Annotated in this window: 19 protein-coding genes and 1 tRNA gene; 11 read left to right on the forward strand and 9 right to left on the reverse strand. The window is 66.1% G+C overall.

Features of this window, described 5'->3' with window-relative positions:
- Positions 1-51 precede the first annotated feature (51 nt).
- From NTY77_04520 to NTY77_04535, 4 genes are all read right to left on the reverse strand, one after another.
- A complete protein-coding gene (locus NTY77_04520; protein MCX5794740.1) occupies positions 52-1866 on the reverse strand; it encodes an ABC-F family ATP-binding cassette domain-containing protein in 1815 nt (604 codons plus the stop codon).
- A complete protein-coding gene (locus NTY77_04525; protein ID MCX5794741.1) occupies positions 1866-3344 on the reverse strand; it encodes a glycoside hydrolase family 130 protein in 1479 nt (492 codons plus the stop codon). The genes NTY77_04520 and NTY77_04525 overlap by 1 nt, the downstream gene beginning before the upstream one ends.
- Positions 3341-5632 (reverse strand): glycosyltransferase family 4 protein, encoded by a 2292-nt coding sequence (locus tag NTY77_04530; GenBank protein ID MCX5794742.1) that lies wholly within the window; start codon positions 5630-5632, stop codon positions 3341-3343. Before NTY77_04530 ends, NTY77_04525 begins: the two co-directional genes overlap by 4 nt.
- Before the next feature lie 80 nt (positions 5633-5712).
- Positions 5713-6723, reverse strand: coding sequence for a tRNA-dihydrouridine synthase family protein (locus tag NTY77_04535; GenBank protein MCX5794743.1), 1011 nt, complete (start codon positions 6721-6723; stop codon positions 5713-5715).
- Positions 6724-6813: 90 nt separating this feature from the next.
- Between NTY77_04535 and ssb the strand changes: the two genes are divergently transcribed.
- Both ssb and NTY77_04545 read left to right on the forward strand, forming a co-directional pair.
- Positions 6814-7251 (forward strand): single-stranded DNA-binding protein, encoded by a 438-nt coding sequence (gene ssb, locus NTY77_04540; protein MCX5794744.1) that lies wholly within the window; start codon positions 6814-6816, stop codon positions 7249-7251.
- A 111-nt stretch (positions 7252-7362) separates the two neighbouring features.
- A complete protein-coding gene (locus tag NTY77_04545) occupies positions 7363-7566 on the forward strand; it encodes a cold-shock protein (GenBank protein MCX5794745.1) in 204 nt (67 codons plus the stop codon).
- A 71-nt stretch (positions 7567-7637) separates the two neighbouring features.
- Here the strand turns inward: NTY77_04545 and NTY77_04550 are convergent, their stop codons facing one another.
- Positions 7638-8693: a rod shape-determining protein gene (locus NTY77_04550; GenBank protein ID MCX5794746.1), complete on the reverse strand. Its 1056-nt coding sequence runs from the start codon at positions 8691-8693 to the stop codon at positions 7638-7640.
- A gap of 69 nt (positions 8694-8762) precedes the next feature.
- On the opposite strand from NTY77_04550, the gene NTY77_04555 reads away from it, so the two are divergent.
- From NTY77_04555 to NTY77_04565, 3 genes are all read left to right on the forward strand, one after another.
- Positions 8763-9233: a cyclic nucleotide-binding domain-containing protein gene (locus NTY77_04555; protein ID MCX5794747.1), complete on the forward strand. Its 471-nt coding sequence runs from the start codon at positions 8763-8765 to the stop codon at positions 9231-9233.
- A 126-nt stretch (positions 9234-9359) separates the two neighbouring features.
- Complete coding sequence (locus tag NTY77_04560) at positions 9360-9866, forward strand: hypothetical protein (protein MCX5794748.1); 507 nt, start codon at positions 9360-9362, stop codon at positions 9864-9866.
- A gap of 159 nt (positions 9867-10025) precedes the next feature.
- Positions 10026-10544 carry a hypothetical protein gene (locus NTY77_04565; protein MCX5794749.1) on the forward strand — a complete coding sequence of 173 codons (519 nt, stop codon included), beginning with the start codon at positions 10026-10028 and terminating at the stop codon, positions 10542-10544.
- A 105-nt stretch (positions 10545-10649) separates the two neighbouring features.
- Here the strand turns inward: NTY77_04565 and NTY77_04570 are convergent.
- Together NTY77_04570 and NTY77_04575 are read right to left on the reverse strand one after the other, a co-directional pair.
- Positions 10650-10721 (reverse strand) — tRNA-Asn (locus NTY77_04570).
- Positions 10722-10767: 46 nt separating this feature from the next.
- A complete protein-coding gene (locus NTY77_04575; GenBank protein ID MCX5794750.1) occupies positions 10768-11661 on the reverse strand; it encodes a TIGR01777 family oxidoreductase in 894 nt (297 codons plus the stop codon).
- A 71-nt stretch (positions 11662-11732) separates the two neighbouring features.
- Here NTY77_04575 and NTY77_04580 point away from each other — a divergent pair, with 71 nt between their 5' ends.
- From NTY77_04580 to NTY77_04590, 3 genes are read left to right on the forward strand one after another with little or no spacing between them, the layout of a single operon-like run.
- Complete coding sequence (locus NTY77_04580; GenBank protein MCX5794751.1) at positions 11733-12791, forward strand: PilT/PilU family type 4a pilus ATPase; 1059 nt, start codon at positions 11733-11735, stop codon at positions 12789-12791.
- Between the two features lie 15 nt (positions 12792-12806).
- Positions 12807-13256 carry a cyclic nucleotide-binding domain-containing protein gene (locus NTY77_04585; protein ID MCX5794752.1) on the forward strand — a complete coding sequence of 150 codons (450 nt, stop codon included), beginning with the start codon at positions 12807-12809 and terminating at the stop codon, positions 13254-13256.
- On the forward strand, positions 13257-14105 hold the full coding sequence (locus NTY77_04590; GenBank protein ID MCX5794753.1) for a hypothetical protein: 849 nt from the start codon (positions 13257-13259) through the stop codon (positions 14103-14105).
- Positions 14106-14158: 53 nt separating this feature from the next.
- Here NTY77_04590 and NTY77_04595 read toward each other — a convergent pair whose 3' ends face one another.
- Both NTY77_04595 and NTY77_04600 read right to left on the reverse strand, forming a co-directional pair.
- Positions 14159-14419 (reverse strand): YtxH domain-containing protein, encoded by a 261-nt coding sequence (locus tag NTY77_04595; GenBank protein ID MCX5794754.1) that lies wholly within the window; start codon positions 14417-14419, stop codon positions 14159-14161.
- A 73-nt stretch (positions 14420-14492) separates the two neighbouring features.
- Positions 14493-15692 (reverse strand): hypothetical protein, encoded by a 1200-nt coding sequence (locus NTY77_04600; GenBank protein MCX5794755.1) that lies wholly within the window; start codon positions 15690-15692, stop codon positions 14493-14495.
- Positions 15693-15817: 125 nt separating this feature from the next.
- Between NTY77_04600 and NTY77_04605 the strand changes: the two genes are divergently transcribed.
- The 3 genes from NTY77_04605 to NTY77_04615 all read left to right on the forward strand — a co-directional run bounded on the left by NTY77_04605 (position 15818) and on the right by NTY77_04615 (position 20387).
- The gene (locus NTY77_04605; GenBank protein ID MCX5794756.1) at positions 15818-16720 is read left to right on the forward strand and encodes a hypothetical protein; all 903 of its coding nucleotides are present in this window, start codon (positions 15818-15820) and stop codon (positions 16718-16720) included.
- A gap of 150 nt (positions 16721-16870) precedes the next feature.
- Complete coding sequence (locus tag NTY77_04610; GenBank protein ID MCX5794757.1) at positions 16871-19081, forward strand: hypothetical protein; 2211 nt, start codon at positions 16871-16873, stop codon at positions 19079-19081.
- Positions 19008-20387: a hypothetical protein gene (locus NTY77_04615; GenBank protein MCX5794758.1), complete on the forward strand. Its 1380-nt coding sequence runs from the start codon at positions 19008-19010 to the stop codon at positions 20385-20387. Before NTY77_04610 ends, NTY77_04615 begins: the two co-directional genes overlap by 74 nt.
- Positions 20388-20481: the final 94 nt, after the last annotated feature.

The raw sequence follows: 20481 nt of genomic DNA on the forward strand, positions 1-20481 counted from the left end.
CCATTTTGGCTTTCCCGTCACGGGCGGGCCGCAGATAAGCCTCGCGCGCCGCTAAGGCCCGGGGCCCGCGCGCCGGGCTTCCAGCTCCTCCCAGCGCCTGAACAGGGCGTCGACCTTGGCGTTGGCCGCCTCGAGGTCCTCCTGCCGCTTCATGAGCTCGGCCGCGTCGCTGGCCACGGCGGGGTCGTCCAGGGCCGCGCGCGCCGCCGCAGTCCGCGCCTCCGCCGCGGCGATGGCGGACTCCATGCCCCGAAGCTCTTTGGCTTCCCTCGCGGAGAGTCCTGGCCGGCGCTCGGTCAGGGCGGCCGCGGCCCGGCCGCGCGGCGCAGGCGCTTCTTCCTGCGCCGCCTTCCAGTCCTCCCATTGCGAGAGTTCGGCGAAAAAACGGGCTTGGCCCCGGCCGTCGAGCGCCAGGATGCGCCGGCTGACCCGGTCCAATAGGTAGCGGTCGTGGGTCACCAGCACCAGGGCCCCCGCGAATTCCTGCATGCTGGACTCCAGGACCTCCAGCGATCGGAGATCGAGGTCATTGGTGGGCTCGTCGAGCAGGAGCAGGTCGGCGGGCCTGAGCATGAGCCGGGCGATCAGCACGCGCGCCTGCTCGCCGCCGGAGAGCCGGCTCAGCGGCATATCGAGCTGCTCCTGGCGGAACAGGAAGCGGGAGGCCCAGCCCCGCACATGGATGCGGCTGCCCTTGTACAACACGTGCTCTCCGTTCTCGCAGAGCGCCCGGTGCAGGCTGAGGCTCAGGTCGAGCTGATCGCGATGCTGGTCGAAGGTCACGACCTGCAGCGCTTCGGCCTGAAAGAGCGCGCCCGAGTCCGGCGCCAGTTGAGCGGCCAGCAGCCTGAGCAAGGTGGTCTTGCCGCTGCCGTTGGCTCCGATCAAGCCCAGCTTGTCCCCGGGCCGCAACGTGAGGTCCAGCGGGCCGAAGAGCTTGCGGCCCCCCATGGCCTTCGCAAGGCCCCGGGCCTCGACCAGGCGCTTGGTCCGGCGCTCGCTGCTCGAGAAATCGATGTCCGCGGCGCGGCCCTGGGCGTTGCGGTATTCCAGGTCGGAGAGCTCGTCGATCAACTCTCCGGCCCGGTCGATGCGGGCCTGCTGCTTCGTGGTGCGGGCCTTGGGGCCGCGGCGCAGCCAGGCGATCTCGCCGCGGACGATGTTGCGCATCGAATCCTCCCGCGCGGACTGGGCGCTGAAAAGCGCCTCGCGGTTCTCCAGGAAGCGGCTGTAGTTGCCCGGGCTGCTGAAATGCCCCTGCGCGTAGCGCGAGTCGAGCTCGATGACGCGGTTGCAGACTCGCTCCAGGAAGCGGCGGTCATGGGTGACCACCAAAAAAGAGAACTTCAGGCCGCAGAGGAAGCGCTCCAGCCAGAGCACGCCTTCGAGGTCGAGGTGGTTGGTGGGCTCGTCGAGGAGCATCAGGTCCGGCGCGCGCACGACCTGGGCGAGTATGGCCAGACGCTTGCGCCAGCCGCCGGAGAGCCCCGCGACCTGCTGGCCGGGATCCTGGAATCCCGATTCGGCGAGCCCGGCCTCTGCGCGCATGTCGATCTCGTAGTCCTGCAGCCCGAGCCCCTGCAGGGCCTGGACCAGCTCATCGCGTACGCTCCAGCCCGCGCGCGCCGGCGCGAAACGGTCCTGCTGGTCCAGGTAGCCCGAGCGCAGGCCGCGCCGGGCGGACAGGGTCCCCTGGTCCGGGCTTTCCAGGCCTGCGAGGATCCTGAGCAGCGTGGATTTCCCCGCGCCGTTCGGGCCGATAAGGCCGGTGCGTTCTCCATCGATGAGGCCGAAGGACAGGCCCGTGAAGAGCGGACGGGAGCCGAAACTCTTGGAGAGGTCCTGGCAGCTCAGTAGTATGGCCACTAGGACAGGGCGGCGAGGATCTCCGCCAGCGGGATCAGGGCGAAGCCGGTGACGCGGTCCGACATCCCATAGGGCAGGACCAGTTGGCCGCCGTGCACGAGCGCGCCGCAGGTGTAGAGGACGTTGGGCACGTAGCCTTCCCGCTCGATGCCTTCGGGGCGCATCAGGGGTTGGCGCAGGCGGCCGATCACCTTGGAGGGGTCCTTGCGGTCCAGAAGGAACGCGCCGAGGCAATACTTCCGCATGGGGCCCACGCCGTGGCTCAAGACCAGCCAACCCGCCTCCGTCTCGACGGGACAGCCGCAGTTCCCCGTCTTGATGAACTCCCAGGGATGGCGGGGAGAGAGGAGAAGGCTGGCTTCGTTCCAAAAATGCACGTTGTCGGAGTACATCAGATAGATGTTCTCCCCGTCCTGCCGGGAGAGCATGGCGAAGCGTCCGCCGATCTTGCGCGGGAAGAGAGCCATCCCCTTGTTGCGCACGCCGGGGCCGTTCAAGGTGGAGAACTTGAAGTGCCGGAAGTCCTCCGTGGCGAACAACTGCGGCAGGACGTTGCGCCCGTCGTAGGCGGTGTAGGTGGCGTAATAGGCCGTTTTCCCCGCATCGTCTTGATGCGCCGTCAGACGCACGTCCTCCAGTCCGTTGCTCTGCATGGGAGTTACGGGGAAGATGATCCTCTCGGAAAGCTCCTGCTCCGGCGGGAACCGGATCTCGTAGTTGGATTGCGCTAAGAGCCAAAGTCCCTTGGCGGTCTCGTGGTCTCCGATCTTTTGGCCGGGCGCCGTCTCGCGAAGGACTTCCTTGAGCCCCTTCTTGAGGTCTTTGATGGTGAAAAAATCCCCCAGCCGGCCCAGCACGCGCTGCACCCACTCCCCGGCCAGGCCCATCTCCGCGGCCTTCCGCCCGAAGAGGTCCTTGTGGTAGGTCGAGTTCTCGATCAGCTCGGGTTCGGTCAAGAACCGCGAGGCCGGGTCCACGGCGATGCCGTTGTGGGCGTCGATGACTCCGCTGCGGAAAGAGATGGAGGAGATGTGCCCCTCTCCAGTCGAGCGGAGGCTCAAGAGGAAGCGCAGGCTCCCCTTGGGCAGCCGCGATTGGTCCGGATGAGGCAGGATGGAGGGGTTGAAGAGCGCCGCGGATTCAGGCGAATACTCGAGCATGAAATAAGAGCCGATCAAGAGCCTGCGCTCCGGCGAGAGCTCGCGGCCCGGGGGCAGGAAATGCTCCAGGTAGTGGAATCTCCTCAGGAGGCGCTTGGTCAGCCAGCGATGGCGGGAGGAGAACTCCGCTAGGACCGGGGCCAGGACGCTCCGGACTTCCTGCTCCGGAAGCGCCAGGACCCGGCGGATGATCCTGACGTATTCCTCGTCGGATGCGAAGCCCAGGTGCCGCAGGACCACCCGGGTCTGGTCGGGCATGAGCCGGACCTCGGTGCGGCGGACGCTGATATTCTGGGGAACACCGGGACGTCGTTTCATCTCGATGGCAGCGAGGCCGGGCTCTTGAAGGCGGCCATCTCGTTGTGGATCTGCTGCATCTCCGCCAACGAGACGAGGAACGCCAATGTGGACTCGGCGCCCTGGTTCTGGTTCACCCGGTCCAAGTGCAGGCCATCCCGGCATCCGCCGGTATTGGCGTCATAGAGGAACAGGCCCAGGTCGTTGCGCCCCAGGAACCAGTCGAAGGCGCGGCGCGCTTGGCTGAACCAGTAATCGTCCGAGGTGCAGCGATAGGCCTCCAGACAGGCCGACACCATGGCCTGGGCTTCGATGGGCTGTTGGTCGAAAAGGGCGCGCTGCCCGCCGCGCTTGTAGAAGCCATTGGAGCCGATGGGCCGGAAATAGCCCCCTTCGGCGGTCTGGATCTTGGCCAGCCAGCGCAGGGTATTCAGGCCCCGTTCGAGCACGTCGGGCCGGGCGGTCCACCGGCCGCTCAGGATCAGCGCATGGGAAAGCTGAGCGTTCATGTAGGTGACCGCATCCTCGAACCATGGCCACTCCGGCGTGGCGGTGCGCTCGTGGAGCCCCATCAAAAGGTCCGTCAGGGTGGCCCGCACCTGGCTCACCTGCCGGTCTCCATTGAACCGGCGCAGGTATTCCTGGGCGCCGATCAAGGCCAGGGCCCAGGCGCGGGGCGAGCTGAAGCCCGTGACCGGAGACAACGCTTGGGCGAAGATCTGCCCGGCCAAGGTCTGGAAGCCCGGGTTCTTGGACCGGCCCACGCAGGTCCCCAGGGCCAGCAGGGCGCGGCCGCAGCAGTCTTCCGATATGGTCTCATCTTTCCAGGACCGGTCGAACTCCATGAAGTTCCGGAACCGGTTGAGTTTTGGGTCGAAGGCGTATTGCAGGAAGGCGGCGTAGGTGGTGGCAACGTTGATGAGGTGGGGCGAGTCTTCCCCCAGTTCCTCCAGCAGCACCGTCAGGATCAGGGCCCGCGCGTTGTCGTCCGTGCAGTAGCCGGTGGAGAAGTTCGGCACGGCCACGATGGCATGCTGGAAGATGCCCGTGGAATCGGTCATCCGGTAGAGGTGCTCCAACTTCAGATCCGGAAGTTCGGTGAGCTGCTTGTCGAGAGTCTTCACCGTGAAGAGTTTCCGGGTCAGGCCGGCCCGCTCAGTGCGCGCGTTCTCAAAGGACCGCATGTAGCAACGGGCTACGTTGGCCCACACCATATCCCGTCCTATCTTATAGGCGCTCTGGCTCATGGCGTTGCGACGGGCATCGTCCGTCAACAGTCCCGTCACCGCGCGGGCGATGGCGTCCGGGTCGTTGAATGGGACCAGGACCCCGCGGTCGTCGGCCAACAGCTCCTGAGCATACCAATAGGGCGTGGACACCACGGCCTTGCCCGCGCCGAAGCAGTACGCCAAGGTCCCGGAGGTGATCTGGGTCTCGTTGAGATAGGGAGTGATGTAGATGTCCGCGGCGCCGATGAACTCCTTGAGCTCGGGCAGGTCGACGAAGCGGTTGTAGAAGATCACGTTCTTCTGGACGCCGTTCTTCTCGGCCAGCAGCTCGAGGCCGAGGCGGTAGGACTCGCCCTGGTCCCGCAGGAGGTTGGGATGGGTGGCCCCCAGGATGATGTAGATCACGTCGGGGTGCTTGGCCACGATCTTGGGCAGGGCGTTGAGCACGTTCTCGATGCCCTTGTTGGGGGAGAGCAGGCCGAAGGTCAAGAGCACAGGCTTGCCCTCCACGCCGAAAAGGCCCTTATAGGAGCCGGAGTCCACGAGGGAGGTTTCCGGGATTCCGTGCGGGATCATGTCGATCTTGGCCGCAGGGGCCTTGTACACGTCCCTCAGGAAGCCCGCGCCTTTCTGCGACATCACCACCAGCCTGGTGGAGAGGTGGACCAGCTCCCGCATCACCCGCTTCTGATCGGCGTTGGGATCCTTGAGCACGGTGTGCAAGGTGGTCACGATGGGGATGTCCACCTCCCGCAGCAGGGCCAGGAGGTGCCCTCCGGCCGTCCCCCCATAGATGCCGAACTCGTGCTGGACGCAGACCACGTCCACGTCGCTGATGCCCAGGAAATCAGCCGCCCGGCGGTAGGAGGCCAGGTTCTGCTCCTCGATCTCGAAGCGGACTTCCGGCGGATAGTCGTAGCCGCCCGCCACGTCGTTGACGGGCACGGCGAAGCACTGCACCTGGGGGAACTGGGCTGCCACGGAGGAGCACAGGTCCGTGGTGAAGGTGGCGATGCCGCAGAGCCGGGGCAGGTAGTCGCCCACGAAAGCGACTTTCCGGATCTCGCTGCGGGGCGTCATGTCGCGAGCCTCCTCATCAGACTATTGTGCCTTATCGGGGAGTGTCGAGGGAACTCATCTCGCGTCCGCGGACGAGCGGGTCAGATTCCGCCGACGCTGACCTGGCGGACCAGGGCCGGCCCGGCGGAGAGGAAATCCTCGGCCCGGCGGAGGGCGGAGGCCAGATCGGGCGCGGCATGGACCGCCTTGAAGAAGGTGTGCCCGAAGGAGAAATTGCGCGCGAAGTACGGCGCGATGACCTTGAGCCGGACCAGGGCCGGGGCCGGCGCGAAGTCCTCGGCGACATAGTCGCAGAGCCTGCGCCAGACTGCGGCGTGGTCCACGCGCAGCCCGGGATCGCGCCAGCGCGCGAAGACCCAGGGGCAGGCCGCCGCCATGCGCCCGATCATCACCCCGGAAACCGGCGCCAGCAGCCCGGCGTGCTCGCGGAGGTCTTCCGGGCCGCCGATGTCCCCGCTGGCGATGATGGGCAGGCGCGCCTGTCGGGCCAGCTCGCCGTAGAGGGCGTGGCGGGCGCTGCGCTTGAACTTCTCCTCGAAGAAGCGCGGATGGACCGTCAAGGCGTCGACCCCTTCGTCGGCCATCAGGCGCAGCCGGTCTTCCAGCCGGCCGCGCCAGCCTTCGCACTGCCGGCCCAGCCGGATCTTGGCGAAGAGCGGCCCCGAGAAGCATCGCCGCATCACCCGCAGGACTTCCCGCAAGCGGGGCGCGTCCTCGAAAAGATCCGAGCCGCATCTTTGGCGGACCGCGGCGTGGGCGGCGCAGGCCGCGTTGAGGTCGAGGCCGTCGGGCCGCAGGGCGGAGAGCCGGTCGATGATCTCCGGCAGTCGGACGGTGTCGGTCACCATCAACTGATAGACGACCTTCCCCTCCCGGGGGCGGCGCTTGAGGCAGGGGGAGAGCTCGCGGTCCTCGCGCAGGATCATCCGGGCCGAAAGCATCTCCGTGAACAGCGCTCCGTAGCCCCCGAAATCGGAGAGCAGGCGGCGGAACGCGCTGTGCGTGATCGCGGCCATCGGGGCGCAGAACAGCGGCGGGTCGAACACGACCCCGTGGAGGGTCAGCGGCGCAAGCCGTGGCGCTTCATCCATATGTGATCGCTTACGGCCTGATTGTAGTATACTGCACTGCATAGCCCAAGCACTTTCCAGCGGACGCTGCCGCAGGGCAACGGAGGCAACATGGGGAATCTGAATAAAGTCATGCTGATCGGCCGGTTGACCAGAGAGCCGGAGATCAAGACGTTCAGCAACGGCGGCAAGGTGGCGAACATCGGCTTCGCCGTCAACAACCGCCGCAAGAACCAGCAGTCCGGCCAGTGGGAGGACGTCCCGGTCTGGGTGGACCTCAAGGCCTTCAACCGAGAGACCGGCAGGAAGCTCGCCGACCTTGTCGCGCAGCATCTCCACAAGGGCCAGCAGGTCTACTTCGAGGGACACCTGGTCCTGGAGGAGTGGGAAGGCAAGACCGACGGCAAGAAGCAGTCGAAGATGGTCGTCTACGTCGACGACTTCCAGTTCCTGGAGAAGCGGGAAGGGGATGGGAAGGGGCCGGCCGGCCAACGCGCCCCGGGCCAGGCCGCCGAGTCCGACCCTGCCATCGAAGAAGCCCCGTTCTGATTTTTTCCACTATTATGAGCCGCCGCGTGCTATAATAGAGGAAAGGAAGACGCATTCCTTAATCACAGACGCAGGTCTGCAGACGACGCAAAATAGAGGGATACAAACATAATGGCTACAGGGAAAGTGAAGTGGTTCAATGATCAGAAGGGCTTCGGCTTCATCACGCCGGATGACGGCGCCAAGGACCTTTTCGTCCATCACTCGTCCATCACCGGTGACGGATTCAAGACTTTGGCTGAGAATCAGGCCGTTGAGTTCGAGACCGAGCAATCCGATAAGGGGCCTCGCGCCAGCAACGTCAAGAAGCTTTAAGCTTCCGACGGCCTAACAGACCGCCCGCACCAGGAAGGTGCGGGCGGTTCTATTTATGCGCTACGGACGGCTTATGACCCGCGGTAGCGGTACGAGGAGGCGACGAAGTCCGAGCGCCGATCCGCGATGCTGTCGAGTTCTTCCAGGAACTTCCCCGCTCCCATGACCACGCAGCTCAAGGGGTCGGCGGCGCGATGCACCGGCAACTCGGTCTCCTGCCGGACGAGGTCGGGCAGCCCCCGCAGGAGCGACCCGCCGCCCGCCAGCATGATGCCTCGGTCCACCAGATCCGCGGACAATTCCGCCGGAGTCTCCTCCAATGTGTTCTTGAGCACGTCGAGGATGAGCTGCACCGGCTCCATCAGGGCCTGGCGCACCTCTTCCGACGTGATCAGCACCGTCTTGGGCAGGCCGGTGGCTTGGTCCCGGCCCTTGACCTCCATGGTCTTCTCCTCCTTGAGCGGGAAGACCGAGCCGATCTGAATCTTGACGTCCTCGGCGGTCGTTTCCCCGATCAGGAGGCTGTACTTCCTGCGCAGATGCATCATCACGGCCTCGTCCATCTCATCGCCCGCGATGTCGATGGATTTCGAGACGACCATGCCGCCCAGCGAGATCACCGCCGCCTCGGTGGTGCCCCCGCCGATGTCCACGATGAAGTTGCCGTGCGGCTCGGAGATCGGCAGGTCCGCCCCGATGGCCGCGGCCATCGGCTCCTCGATGAGATAGACCTCCCGGGCCCCGGCCTGCTCCGCCGACTCCTGAACCGCGCGACGCTCGACCTCGGTGATGCCCGAGGGGATGCCTATGACGATGCGCGGATGCAGCAGGGAGCGCCGGTTGTGGACCTTGCGGATGAAGTACTTGATCATCTCCTGCGTCACCTCGAAGTCGGCGATGACGCCGTTCTTCAGCGGCCGCACCGCGGAGATCCATGATGGGGTGCGCCCCAACATGCGCTTGGCCTCCGCTCCCACGGCCAGCACGCGCCGGGTCTCCCGGTCGATGGCCACCACCGACGGCTCCCGGAGCACGATGCCCTGGTTCTTCACGTACACCAAAGTGTTGGACGTGCCCAGGTCGATGCCCATATCGTTGGAGAAGAGGCTGAAGAGGAAATTGAACATTTCGCCAAGTATGACATGTGCTCTTCCGGATGTCAATTGATGTATTATGTCTAAGGCACGAGAGCGCCCATGGAACCGCTGGAATACACGATCGCCCGGCACGAGTTCTTCCGGGATTTCAAGCCGCACCATCTGAAGATTTTCCAGGATTGCGTCAGCGATGCCCACTACGGCCGCGACCAGCTGATCCTGCGCCAGGGGCAGGGCGCGGAGCGCTTCTTCATCATCCGCAAAGGCGAGGTCCGACTGGAGATGACCATCCCGGAGGGCGGCTGCCTGCCTATCCAGACCGTGGGGCCGGGCGAGATCGTGGGCTGGTCGTGGATCGTCCCGCCCTATAAGTCGACGTTCGATGCCCGGGCCGTGGAGCACCTCCATGTCATCGTCTTCGACGCGGGCGAACTGCGCCGCAAGTGCGAGCAGGACTTCGAGCTTGGCTACCGGGTTCTGCAGAAGTTCACGTTGGCCCTTTCCACCCGGCTTGACGCGGTCCGGGCCAAGCTCCTGGAGTATCACGTCCGCGTGGAGCGCGGCTACTAAATCGTCGCCGGAAAGCAAAGGCCGACCCGGTTCCTGGAATTCGAGAAGTTATTCTAAGCTGTCGCCTTCCTGCCCCCGGCGTTATCTTTCGCTTGACGCCTCAGCGCGCATCGGGTATAACAAATCATGAGCGCTAATCTGTTTGTCGGCGGCCTCCCTTATGAGACCACGCAGGAAGAGCTGATGCAATTGTTCGCCGCCTGCGGCAAGGTCAGCACGGTCAAGCTCATCATGGACGGGCTCACCGGCCGTTCCAAAGGCTTCGCCTTCGTCGAGATGTCCACTGAGGCCGAGGCTCAAGCCGCGGTCGCCAAGCTCAACGGCACGGCCATGGGCGAACGTCAACTGTCCGTCAGCGAGGCCCGAGCGCAGGAGCGGCGCCCTGAGGTCGCGCGCGGGGCGAGACCCGGCGGCGAGCTCATAAGGCCTGATTCCGTCGAGAGGCGTTCCGGCCCCAAAGACCGTCGGCGCCAGCAGCCCGCCGTCGCGGACGCGCCTGGACCGGCAGACAAACCAAGGCCCACGCATAAACAGGCGAGACCCGTTCGCAAGCCCAAGGATTTCGGCGGCCGGAAAAAGCGGGACGGCAAACGCGCGCGCCCTGGCCGGCGAGATGTCCGGCGGCGCTTTTAAAAACCTCCGTCGTGGATCGCCTGATGCCGTGCGGTGTCCAATGAGTTGAGACGGACATAGGTATTTCCCCCTCATGCCGGGCCTCAAGTTGTGATATCATTAGCAGGCGATTATTCATCTTGAGCACCAGGACTGAAACAAAAGCGGACCTTCTAGCCCATGAACGAATGGACACCAGCAAGAGTTCTTGAGCGCGCGGCCGATGGGCCGATGCGTGCCGCCATTTTTAGCAGCGTCCTTGACCGGGCTGATAAGGATACCCGAGATCAGGTGCGCAAGCGCATAGCGGCGGCTCGAGGATTCCGCAGGATATTTGTAGACCGACTCCCGAACGCTGAACTTGCCGCTCATTTGGCCGGCCTCTCACATCTAGAGAGCCTATCCGACATTCTGAAAGATGGTTTGAGAGCGTTTCATATACATGAGCGGGCGAAGTTGATGCGCGAATTCCTTGACCTCTGCGGCATCCCCAACAAGGATGGACTCGCGGAGAAACCTGACATCTCCTCCCTCACGGTTGAAAAGATCGTCGCGGCCGCACAAAAACTTATTGGCCCTTTCCAAGAGCAGGATATCATCCTTTACGTTGCCTCTGCGGCTGTCTGCGTTGAAGGCTGGGGAGAGCTTTTTGGAGCAGCCGCAGATCAGCTGTTAGTCGAGCGCGCTGCGCGCAAGTAGGGGCTCAGTGGCGCCCCCCCCTAAACTCTGTGCGGAAACCCCGACGGAGAAAAAAAGGAGCGGCGGCTGACTTCAGCCGCCGCTTTTTGCAGCACCGACAAAATGCTCCGGGCGTAGGACTCGAACCTACAACCTTGCCGTTAACAGCGGCCTGCTCCACCATTGAGCTAGCCCGGAATGATGCGTTAATTCTAGCAGAAATCCGCACCGGCGTCCAAGGCCGTCAGCTCAACTCGGCGCGCAGGACCGCCTCCAGGTCCGGCTGCCTGAAGGCGTAGCCCGAGTCCAGGGCCTTGCGGGGAGAGGCCCTCTGCCCCAGCAGGAGGGCGTCGGCCATCTGGCCGAAGGCCAGGCGCAAGGCGAAGCTCGGGACCCTCAGCGCCGCCGGCCGGCCCAAGACCCGGCCCAGGGTCCGGCAGAATTCCTCGTTGGTCACCGGCTTGGGCGAGACGGCGTTGACCGCGCCCGAGACATCCGCAGCCAGCAGATGCGCGACGAGCCCGGCGAAGTCCTCGCGCGAGATCCAGGACAGCCATTGGCGGCCGTCGCCCAGAGGCCCCCCCAGCCCCAGCCGGAACAGCGGGACCAGGCGCGAGAGCATCCCACCGCCTGCGCCGAGCACCACGCCCAGGCGCAGGCAGACCGTGCGCACGCCCAGCGCCGCGGCTTTGAGGGCCTCGAGCTCCCAGTCGCGGCACAACTCCGCCAGGAAGCCCTCGCCGTATGGGGCCGACTCGTCTACGGCCTGGTCTCCGGTCTCGCCGTAGCAGCCCACGGCAGAGGCGTTGATGAGGACCGCGGGTTTCGCCCCGACTTTCTCCAGGCCGGCCACCAAGGCTCGGGTCGGCGCCAGCCGGCTCTCCCTCAGCACGGTCCGGCGCGCTCGGCTCCAGCGCGAGTCCGCGATGCCTTCGCCGCAGAGGTTGATCCAGGCGGAGCAGTCCCCCGCGGCCCGCAGCCATTCAGGCGCCATGCCGGCTCCGTCCCAGCGCACCTGACCCGGGGCGGCCGCCGCTGGCCGCCGGGTGAGGATGACCGCCTCGTGCCCGAGCGCGCCCAGCCGAGCGCAGAGAGCGCGGCCGATGAAGCCGCTGCCTCCCGCCACCAGGACCTTCATGCGAGTCTATTATACACCGGCGGCGCGGAAATTCCCTTGATTTTTCACGCACTAAGGGCTATCCTTTCGTCATGCCAAAATTAGAATTCGACCTGGCCACTTTGTTGGGGGACGTGTCCGCCCGGGGCGGCTCGGACCTCCACCTCATCCACGGCGTCCCTCCCATCGCGCGCATCTCCGGCGACATCGGGGCCCTGCCTTACACGGTCATGACTTCCGAGGGAATCCAGGAGATCCTGCAGCCCTACCTTGACGACTATCAGCGCGACCTGCTCAAGAAGGAGTTCCGGGTCAACTGCGCGCATACCATCAACGACGGCCGCTTCCGTTTCAGCGTCTACATGGCCCTGGGCACTTGGGGAGCGTCGATCCGGGTCCTGCCCACCAAGAACTATCCCCTCTCCGCGCTGGGCCTGCCTCCCGTGGTGGGCACCTTCGTGCATAAGAAGTCGGGCATCATCTTCACCACCGGCGCCACGGGCAGCGGCAAGAGCACGACCATGGCCGCCATGCTGGAGTGGTTCAACCAGACCGGCCGCCCCGGCAAGATCATCACCATCGAGGACCCCATCGAGACTATCTTCAAGCCCTGCCGCTCCGTCTTCGTCCAGCGCGAGGTGGGGGTGGACACCCCCTCCTTCGACGCCGGCATCATCGACTCCCTGCGGCAGGACCCGGACGTGATCTGCATCGGCGAGATGCGCGACCAGAAGTCCATCTACGCGGCCATGCTCGCCGCCGAGACCGGGCACCTGGTCCTGACCACGCTGCACACCCGCGACGCCTCCAAGACGGCCCAGCGCATCGTCACCGGCGTCTCCGCCGCCGATCAGGACATCGTCCGGGAGCAGCTGGCCATGACGCTCGAGGCCGTCATCTCCCAGGAACTCCTGCCCCGGGCCGACGGCAAGGGGCTGGTCGTCTCCTGCGAGATCCTCGTCACCACGAACGCCGTGCGCTCGATGATCCGCGAGAACAAGCTGGACATGATCAACGACGCGATCCAATCCGGAAGCCAGCTCGGGATGATGTCAAAGGATGCCTCCATCAAGAACCTTTTCGCCAAGAAGATCATCACACGCGAGGTGGCCATGGAGCACATGCGCAATCCCGAGACCCTCGGGCACTGAGCGCCCGCGCTGGTTATGGCCGACGCGCCGGTGCGCATCGTCTGCGACGACAACTTCGCCAAGTTCCTGGCCGGAGCGCTGCGCTTGGAGAGCTTCTTCCCCGAGTTCCTGGCCAGCCACGTCGAGAAGTGCTTCCCGCGTAGCGGCCTCTACGCCTACCCCGACGGCTACCATGTCGTCGAGCAGGGCGACCGGGGCCGCGACATCTACGTCATCTACAACGGCTGGGTCGAAATCATCCAGAGCCTGGGCTGCGCCGCTGCGGACTTGGCGCGCCTGGGGCCGGGCGACATCCTGGGCGAGATCGCGCTGTTGCGCGACGGGGTGCGCGTGGCCACGGCCGTGGCCGGCGACGAGGCGCAGATCTTCCGGCTGGCCTTCGAGGACATGCAGTACCTGCTCCAGAACAACCCGCCGCTGTGCGAGCACCTCAACGCGCTGGCGGCCAAGCGCCTGGGCGGCTAGATGGGGCGCTGGGCCTCTGGCTGGATCGTCGCCGCGTCTTTGCTGGCCCTGCTCGCCCGGGGCCTCGCGGCCGATGAGGTGGAGTGCCCGGAGGGCACCGAGCGCATCCATACGGACAACCCTTACGATCCCTTCCAATGCGTGAACAAGGGCGACCGCCGCAAAGGCGGTCTTTCGCCGGCTCTGGGCCCGACGGGGTTCACCGCCAAGCCCCGCTGTCCCCCGGGCTCTCGCCCGGTGATGACCCCGACGTCGCTGCAGCCCTATCGTTGCGTCATGAGCTCCCGGACCCCCGCTGAGCCTGATATGACTCCCGACCTGGACACGGCGGGCCGGACCCGATCCTGGGCGGTCCCGCCTGAGTCCGCACAGAGGGGCGGCGCTCCCGGCGGCCGCCTGTCAGGTCCCCGAGGGTTGACGGAGCGTTCCTTCACCCGCTACGCCATCTCCGGCGGGCTCTCCTTCGACTACCCCAAGGACTGGCATCTCACCGAGGCTTGGACCGACGAGCCGCCCACCATCTACGTGGTCTACGACACGGGCGGCGGCAAACAGGTGACCATGACGCTGACCGCCGCGGAGCCGGGGCAGGCCGGCTACCAGAGCCTGGATCTCGCCATCCTTATGGAGAAGGAATGGCAGAACGCCGCGCTGGACAAGAACGAAGGCCGGGTGGCGGGACTGCGGACCAAGTTCGCGACGGTCCCGGGCGCCAGCCGCAGCGCTTACGTGGACCGCGGCGGCGGACGCTACCTCACCCTGAACTACAGCGCCCCGGGGGAGCTGTACGAATTCTATCTCCCCGCTTTCCAGCGCCTGCTCAAGTCATTGCGCCTGAGCCCGCGCTGAATACAAGCCGCCCAGACAGGCTGCGCGCCCGTCTGGGCGGATTCCAAGAGGCCTCAGCTGTGCTTGTCGGCCTCCGCGTAAGCCTGCTTGCCGGCCTTGAGGGCGGCCGCGATGGCTTCCTTCTTGTGCAGGCCGTCTTCCTTGATCTTGGCCAGCAGATCTCCGCCTTCCTCGCGCTTCTCCTTGAGCCAGTCGCCGATCTGCTCGCGGGTGTCCTTACCGGATTTGGGCGCAAAAAGGACGCCCAGGCCCGCGCCGATGGCGGCGCCGACCATGAACAAAATCAGGCTCGAGCCTCTGTCCTCACTTGACATATCCTATTCCTCCCCGAAATCGCGCGGCTTAACAGATATTCCGTCATTGTTATAACAGGTTGGCAAGAGGCTGTCAAGAGGAAGGCGCGCCGGGGTCGCTCGGGGCCGCTTTTCTGAGTTGGCTGTCCTTCTCGGCTAGGGCGCGCTCGTAGTCGGCCTTGAGGCGGTCCAAGGACTCAGCCTGCCGCTGCCGGGCTTCTTTCTCGCGGGACAGCTCCTCGTCGAACTTCTTAAGGAACCGCCCCTCCTTGTCGGCCCAGCTCTGGAGGAGACGCTTCTCGGCGTCGGCGTAGCGGGCCTCGGCTTCGCTGCCCTTGCGCTGGAACTCGGCCTCGAGCTCCTGGCGCCGGGCCGCGAGCTGCGCCTCGAGCTCCTGCGTGCGGTCCGCCAGGGCCCGGGCCTTCTCCTCGAACTGGCCGTCGATGGTCCGGTCGAGCCGTTCGCGCGCCGCCTTGGTCCGGGCCCAGAGCCCGTTCTCGAGCTCGGACCAGTGGGCTTGCAGGTCGGCCTCGCGCTTGGCGGACTGCTCGGCCAGGCGTGACTCCCGGGCCTGGTACTCGCGCCGCAGGGTCTCCTCGGCGCGCAGCAGGCGCGACTCCCCCTCTCGCGCCGAGAGCTCGGCGACCTTCTTGAGTTCCTGGACCTGCTCGCGCAGAGCGGAGATCTCGCGGTCCTTGTCCGCGATCTCCAGCTCCCGCCTCTTGATGGAGGCGTCGATCTCGCGGTCGCGCTGCTGGCGCAGCTGCTCCAGCATCTGCCAGTCGTGCTGCGCGGTGCGGGCGATCTCCTCCTTCGCGCGGCGCGCCGCCAGCAACTCGACCTCGCGGGCATCCAGGCTCTTTCTGAGCCGCTCCAGGGCCTTGGCCTGGGCCTCGCACTTCTCCCGGTAGGCGCGGGCCATCTGCTGGAGCTCGGCGTGCAGGCGCGCCAACTCGGTCTCCATGAGCGCGCGGCTTTCCTCGATGCGGGCCCGTTCCTCGGCCCTCACCTCGAGACGCACGGCTTCGCGCCAGCGCGCCTCGCTCTGGGTGCGCTCCTGGCGTTCTTTGTCCCAGGATTCGGCCTGCTTGTGCCATCGGTCGACCTGCTCGCTCAGCTCGGCGACCTTGGCCTCGGTGGCCTTGCGCTTGGCAGCCTCGTCCTGCACTTCGGCCTTGGCGCCGGCGTTGACGTCCTGCAGGTCCCGGATGGTGGCCAGGGCACCTCGGATGGCCAGGCGCGCGGCCTCCAGGCTGTTGATCTCGCGCAATGCCTCTTCGTCCCACTGGTTCATGAGCTGCCGTGCGGCGGCCGCCGCCAGCGTGTAGAATATAACCGAGAGGCATTACGGAATCATTACCCTGTTGCCTTGGAACGGACTAAATGCATAAAATAGCTCACTGTGATGGGGAGGCTCCCGTGAAACCAGAAGCGGCTTCGCAGAAGTTCGACGTGGTGCGTCTGGCCGACGGCCTGTTCAAGGTGAAGCTCAACCAGGGCCGGGGCTTCTTCAAGATCGGGGTGGAGAAAAAACCCGGCGAAGCCAACTCCTTCTTCCTGGAGATCAATGGCGCCCGCAAGTTCGAGATCGGCAACGACTGCGACACCTGCCACTTCTGGTTCAAATGCCTGCATGAGCCACGCCTCTCCCGCAAGGTCGTCAATCTGCCTAAGGCCTTCCAGGTCCCCCGGCCGCTGGACGAGAACATGGTCCAGGACCTGGGCCCTATCCTCGAGCTCCAGGAGAAGGGCGAGTTCGAAGTGTTCGAGACGTCCATCAACGTCACCGGCCCCTACGACAGCGAGGACGAGGGCTCCTATTTCTTCAACAGCGAGTTCATGGACCTCTGGGACATCTCGGACCCGCGCGAGGAAGGACTGCTCTCGGGCTGGGAGCATTACGAGGGGCAGCGGCCCCGCATCTTCCGGCACGCGGACTGCAACGTCGTGGAGAGCCAGTTTGATTTCGTCGTCCCTCTGGTCCCGCGCGGGATGCTCAAGGATGAGAACGTCAAGGTCTACCAGTCCATGATCGCCAACGGCGACCGGCCGCGGATCCTGCTGCTGGGCCTCTACCATCGCGGCATCCCCGAGGTGGTCCGGCGCGGACGCAGCAAGATCCTGCATAGCTTCTTCGCGGGCTTCGTCCTCGACGGACATCACAAGCTGGCGGCCTACCGCCGCGCCGGGGTGCCGGCCAAGTTCCTCGTGGTGCTCTCCCAGAAGGCCAGCAAGTACTTCCTGCTGCGCGACGAGGGCGTCGCGCCGCGCCCCAGGTTCGAAGAGCGCCTCGCGGCTCTGGCCGCGCCAGCCGCCGGCTGACTTGCGTTTTCAAAGAAACCGGCTATACTAGAGGTGTCCTCCTAGGCCTAAGGACCTATTGCTGGCTTGGGTCTTAGGACTCTGAGCAAGTAGGACTGCGGGGGCTAGAATCTAGGTATGCCGAGTGCCAAAGGGCCCAGAATCCCGTCTGTGGGGGCATGGCTCATCCCCTGGGCCTTGGCGCTGTTCGTTTTCCTGCCGCCCGCGGCGGCCGAGCCGAGCCTCTCCACGGCCGATCCCCTCTCCACCCACGTGTCCCAGCAGGCCCGCTTCGACCTCAAGGCGCTGGGCCAGGACCTGGTCCAGCATCTGAGCGGGCAGAAGCCCGCCTCCCTGCCTGACCTGGACCGGCGCCTGCGCGACATCGAGGCGCGCCTTGCGACCGGCGCGATGCTCGAGTCCGAGGCGGCCGACATCCGCGTCGAGGTGCAGCGGCTCTCGACTCTGCTCAACAATACCGCGACTTTGGCCGCGACCTCGGGCGGCGCGATGACTCCCAAGGTCCAGGCTTTGGTCAGGAACGTGACCGGGACCGCCAACGGCGGCGGCGTCGAGACCGTGGCCTTGCTCATGGCCGGCCTGCGCCGCGTGGCGGCCGAGCCCGAGGACGCGGCACAGATCTTCGACAACCTGAGCCGGCAGTTGGGCGATCCCAAGCTTTCGGCGGCGCTCAAGGCGATGGGCTCCGGTTCCGGCCGGGATGCCGTGCTCGCGGCGGTGACGGGCAAGACGGAGCCGATCTCCTACACGGACCCCGCCTTGGTCAAGAAGCTGTCGGACCTCAAGGGCGAGCCCATCCCTGCTCCCCAGACGTCCCCGTTCACACATCCTGCCGCGGTCGCCTTGAACAACCGGCACCTGGCGCTGGAGAAGAAGATCATCGCCCACCTCACCGGCGCGGCCGCCTCCACCTTCGACGGACTCAAGAAGGAGCTGGAAGGCCTCAAGAAGGACCTCGGCTCGGCGAAGGAGCTCGCCGACGGCGAGCGCGCCGCTTTGGCGAAGCTCCTGGAGCGCGACGAAAGGCTGCTGACGGGCGGCGCGGCGCTGGCGCGCGGCGAGGCGCGGCTGGATCCTCGGCTCGAGAAGGTCCTCGCCGCGGCGGCCGGCAAGGACCGGCGCGCGGCGGCCGCCGCCGTCGACGCCGTCATCAGCCAGCTGCAGAGCGTCGCGACCAAGCGCGACCCTGCGGCCCTCAACCGGGTCTTCGACAATCTGCGCGCGAGCCTGGGCTCCGATCCTTCGGTCGCAGCCGACCTCGACGCGGTCAAAGCCGAGTTCGGAGCGAAGCCATCCCGCGAGGCGGTCGTGCTCCCCGCGGCGGCCAAGACGGCGGCTGCTCCCGCGCCCGCGCCTGCGCCGGCTCCCAGCCAGGACGAAATCGCCGCTCAGAATTGCCAGGAGGCGCTCAACGGCGCGCTGCTTTCAGGGACGCTCTCAGGTTTATGCAAGAAGGGAGCCGTCGGACGCTCGGGGGCGGTGATCCTGGCCGGGGTGCTCGACACCATCCGCCAGCAGTTCGGGACAGTATCAGGGATTCTGACGAACATCGGCTTCATGCTGCTCGGCCTGCTCATGGGAGCGCTGACCGGCGGCGTGGGCTTGATCATCAAGATCATCATCGCGCTGGGCATGGGGATCTGGGCGCTGATGAAGCTGGTGCCGGCGTTCGTCAAGGCGTTCAAGGCCTTTTTTGATGCGAAAGAAGGGTCGGTCGAGCGCTATGTCGCCATCCGCCAATTGGCGGCGCTCTTCACGGGCGTCGCCATCATGATCGTGATGGCCATCATCGGCGCCAAGATCGGGAAGATGCAGAAGGTCCAGGCCTTCCAGGCCAAGCTCGCCACCGTCGCCGGGAAATTCACCCAAGCTCGCCACCGTCGCCGGGAAATTCACACCGAAGCTGCCGAGCTGGGCTTCCAAGCTGGGCGGCGGCGAGGAGCCTGCCGCGGCCCCGGAGCCTGCGGGAGCTCCCGCGAAAGCGGCGGTCTTGGCCGAAGGCGCCGAAAAGGCCCTTCCTGGCGGAAAGGCTCCCGCGGGCACGAAGGCGGTCGCCCTTGCCGAAGGCGCGGAGGAGGCCGGCGCGGCCAGCAAGGTCGCTGCCCTGGACAAGGCCCTCCCTGGCGGAAAGGCCCCCGCGGGCACGAAGGCGGTCGCCCTCGCCGAAGGCGCGGAGGAGGCCGGCGCGGCCAGCAAGGTCGCTGCCCTGGACAAGGCGCTCCCCGACGGCGAGGTCCCGACGGTCGCGGGCGAGCCCGCCCCGGTCCCGACAGGCAAACCCTCTTTCATGCAGAGCGTGCGCGAGCTTCTGGGCCGGCAGGAGAGGCTTTCCTCTTTGAAGCAGGCGCTCAAGAACCCTGAGGAGATCGCCAGTCTCGCCGAGAAGGACCCCATCATGAAGGGGATGTTGGGCGAAGGCAAGGTCCCGAACAAGGCCTTCGTCGGCGAATACCAGGCTCGGGTCGCGCAGCTGCCCAAGCCCGGGTTCATGGCATCGGTGGTCGCCAAGCTCGCCTCCCCGGAAGTCTATAACGGAGTGAACGTGTTCTCGATGCTCAACAACAGATATGAGGGACCGCCCCCTCCGCCGAAGATAAACTTCGATGGTGCTTCAGCCAAGCCGGTCGATGGCGGCGACCTGCCCCGCAAGGTGGAAGACGGCCCCAAGCCCGACGACGAGCGCGTGCCGGCTCTTCCAGAGGAGGAGCAGGGCCGCAAGCCGTCGATCGACGCCGCCGGTCCCGGCGGCCCGGTCGATTCTTCCGGCCAGTTGACCGATACTCCGTCCCCGCGCGACACCAAGACCGGGACCAACGGCATCCCCGACAAGGAGCGCCAGTCCTTCTCTCCGGATAAGGCCCCCAAAGCCGACTCAGGCGGAGACAAGGATAAAGGCGGGGTCAAGACCGGAAAGATCAACGCCGGTAATCCGTTCGGTGGCGGCGGTGGTGGCGGCGGCGGTGGCGGCGGCGGTGGCGGCGGCGGTGCTGGCGGAAGCGGCGGTGGATCCTCATCGGGCGGCGATATCGCCACGCCTGCCCTGGCCGACGCCGGCGCAGTGAGCGCGGCGGTCCCGGCCGGACTGAGCACCAAGGCCGCCGCGGACCCGATAGTCGTGCGACCCAAGCCCCTGATGACGACCCGGGACGCCCCCACCTTGGAGGGCGGACACACCGAAGCCGTCTCTTTGGCGAAGAAATACGACGGCTCCGTGGAGCGGCCCAGAGAGGGCGCGAAGAAGGACGACACACCGATCCTGGGCGCGGTCAGCGCCGGGTCCACCGGTGCCGGGTCGGAGTGGGCCGCCCTGCCCCAGTTCAGCCCGAAGCGCGCCGCGCCCGGCAAGCCCGAGACGGCCGACCCCGCCGAGGTCGCCCCCGATCAATCCCGCGGCCGGCCGGCACGGACTCCCGCGCCCATCCGAGCTGCCACCCAGGCGGCCGCCGTCAAGGCCGCCCCCGAGGATTTCACCTACACCTACCTGTCTCCAGCCCAGCATTCTTACGAATTCTCCAAGAGCTCGCCGCAGCGGCCGGACGAGTCGGGCCGCAAGCTTCTGACGGACATCGGGCTGAGGCTCTCGGCCGCCGGAGCGGTGGGCTATCTGCTGCTCTACTCCAACCTTCCCTACCTGATCGGCCTCTCCCGCCGCAAGCGCCGGCCGTAAGGAAATCCGTCCGGCCGGCACCTGCGGAACTTCCGATACGCAGGCGGAACCTCCGATACCGCCGGCGCCGTCAATAAGGTAGAATGTCGTCTCG

Source organism: Elusimicrobiota bacterium (assembly GCA_026388095.1).
In the GTDB taxonomy this organism is placed as follows: Bacteria; Elusimicrobiota; Elusimicrobia; order UBA1565; family UBA9628; genus UBA9628.

Excerpts from the sequence above, each read along its gene's own strand:
- NTY77_04525 (MCX5794741.1), bottom strand. The coding sequence starts at position 3,344 with ATGAAACGACGTCCCGGTGTTCCCCAGAATATCAGCGTCCGCCGCACC.
- NTY77_04530 (MCX5794742.1), bottom strand. The coding sequence starts at position 5,632 with ATGACGCCCCGCAGCGAGATCCGGAAAGTCGCTTTCGTGGGCGACTAC.
- NTY77_04535 (MCX5794743.1), bottom strand. The coding sequence starts at position 6,723 with ATGGATGAAGCGCCACGGCTTGCGCCGCTGACCCTCCACGGGGTCGTG.
- ssb (MCX5794744.1), top strand. The coding sequence starts at position 6,814 with ATGGGGAATCTGAATAAAGTCATGCTGATCGGCCGGTTGACCAGAGAG.
- NTY77_04545 (MCX5794745.1), top strand. The coding sequence starts at position 7,363 with ATGGCTACAGGGAAAGTGAAGTGGTTCAATGATCAGAAGGGCTTCGGC.
- NTY77_04550 (MCX5794746.1), bottom strand. The coding sequence starts at position 8,693 with ATGTTCAATTTCCTCTTCAGCCTCTTCTCCAACGATATGGGCATCGAC.
- NTY77_04555 (MCX5794747.1), top strand. The coding sequence starts at position 8,763 with ATGGAACCGCTGGAATACACGATCGCCCGGCACGAGTTCTTCCGGGAT.
- NTY77_04560 (MCX5794748.1), top strand. The coding sequence starts at position 9,360 with ATGAGCGCTAATCTGTTTGTCGGCGGCCTCCCTTATGAGACCACGCAG.
- NTY77_04565 (MCX5794749.1), top strand. The coding sequence starts at position 10,026 with ATGAACGAATGGACACCAGCAAGAGTTCTTGAGCGCGCGGCCGATGGG.
- NTY77_04575 (MCX5794750.1), bottom strand. The coding sequence starts at position 11,661 with ATGAAGGTCCTGGTGGCGGGAGGCAGCGGCTTCATCGGCCGCGCTCTC.
- NTY77_04580 (MCX5794751.1), top strand. The coding sequence starts at position 11,733 with ATGCCAAAATTAGAATTCGACCTGGCCACTTTGTTGGGGGACGTGTCC.
- NTY77_04585 (MCX5794752.1), top strand. The coding sequence starts at position 12,807 with ATGGCCGACGCGCCGGTGCGCATCGTCTGCGACGACAACTTCGCCAAG.
- NTY77_04590 (MCX5794753.1), top strand. The coding sequence starts at position 13,257 with ATGGGGCGCTGGGCCTCTGGCTGGATCGTCGCCGCGTCTTTGCTGGCC.
- NTY77_04595 (MCX5794754.1), bottom strand. The coding sequence starts at position 14,419 with ATGTCAAGTGAGGACAGAGGCTCGAGCCTGATTTTGTTCATGGTCGGC.
- NTY77_04600 (MCX5794755.1), bottom strand. The coding sequence starts at position 15,692 with ATGAACCAGTGGGACGAAGAGGCATTGCGCGAGATCAACAGCCTGGAG.
- NTY77_04615 (MCX5794758.1), top strand. The coding sequence starts at position 19,008 with ATGCAGAGCGTGCGCGAGCTTCTGGGCCGGCAGGAGAGGCTTTCCTCT.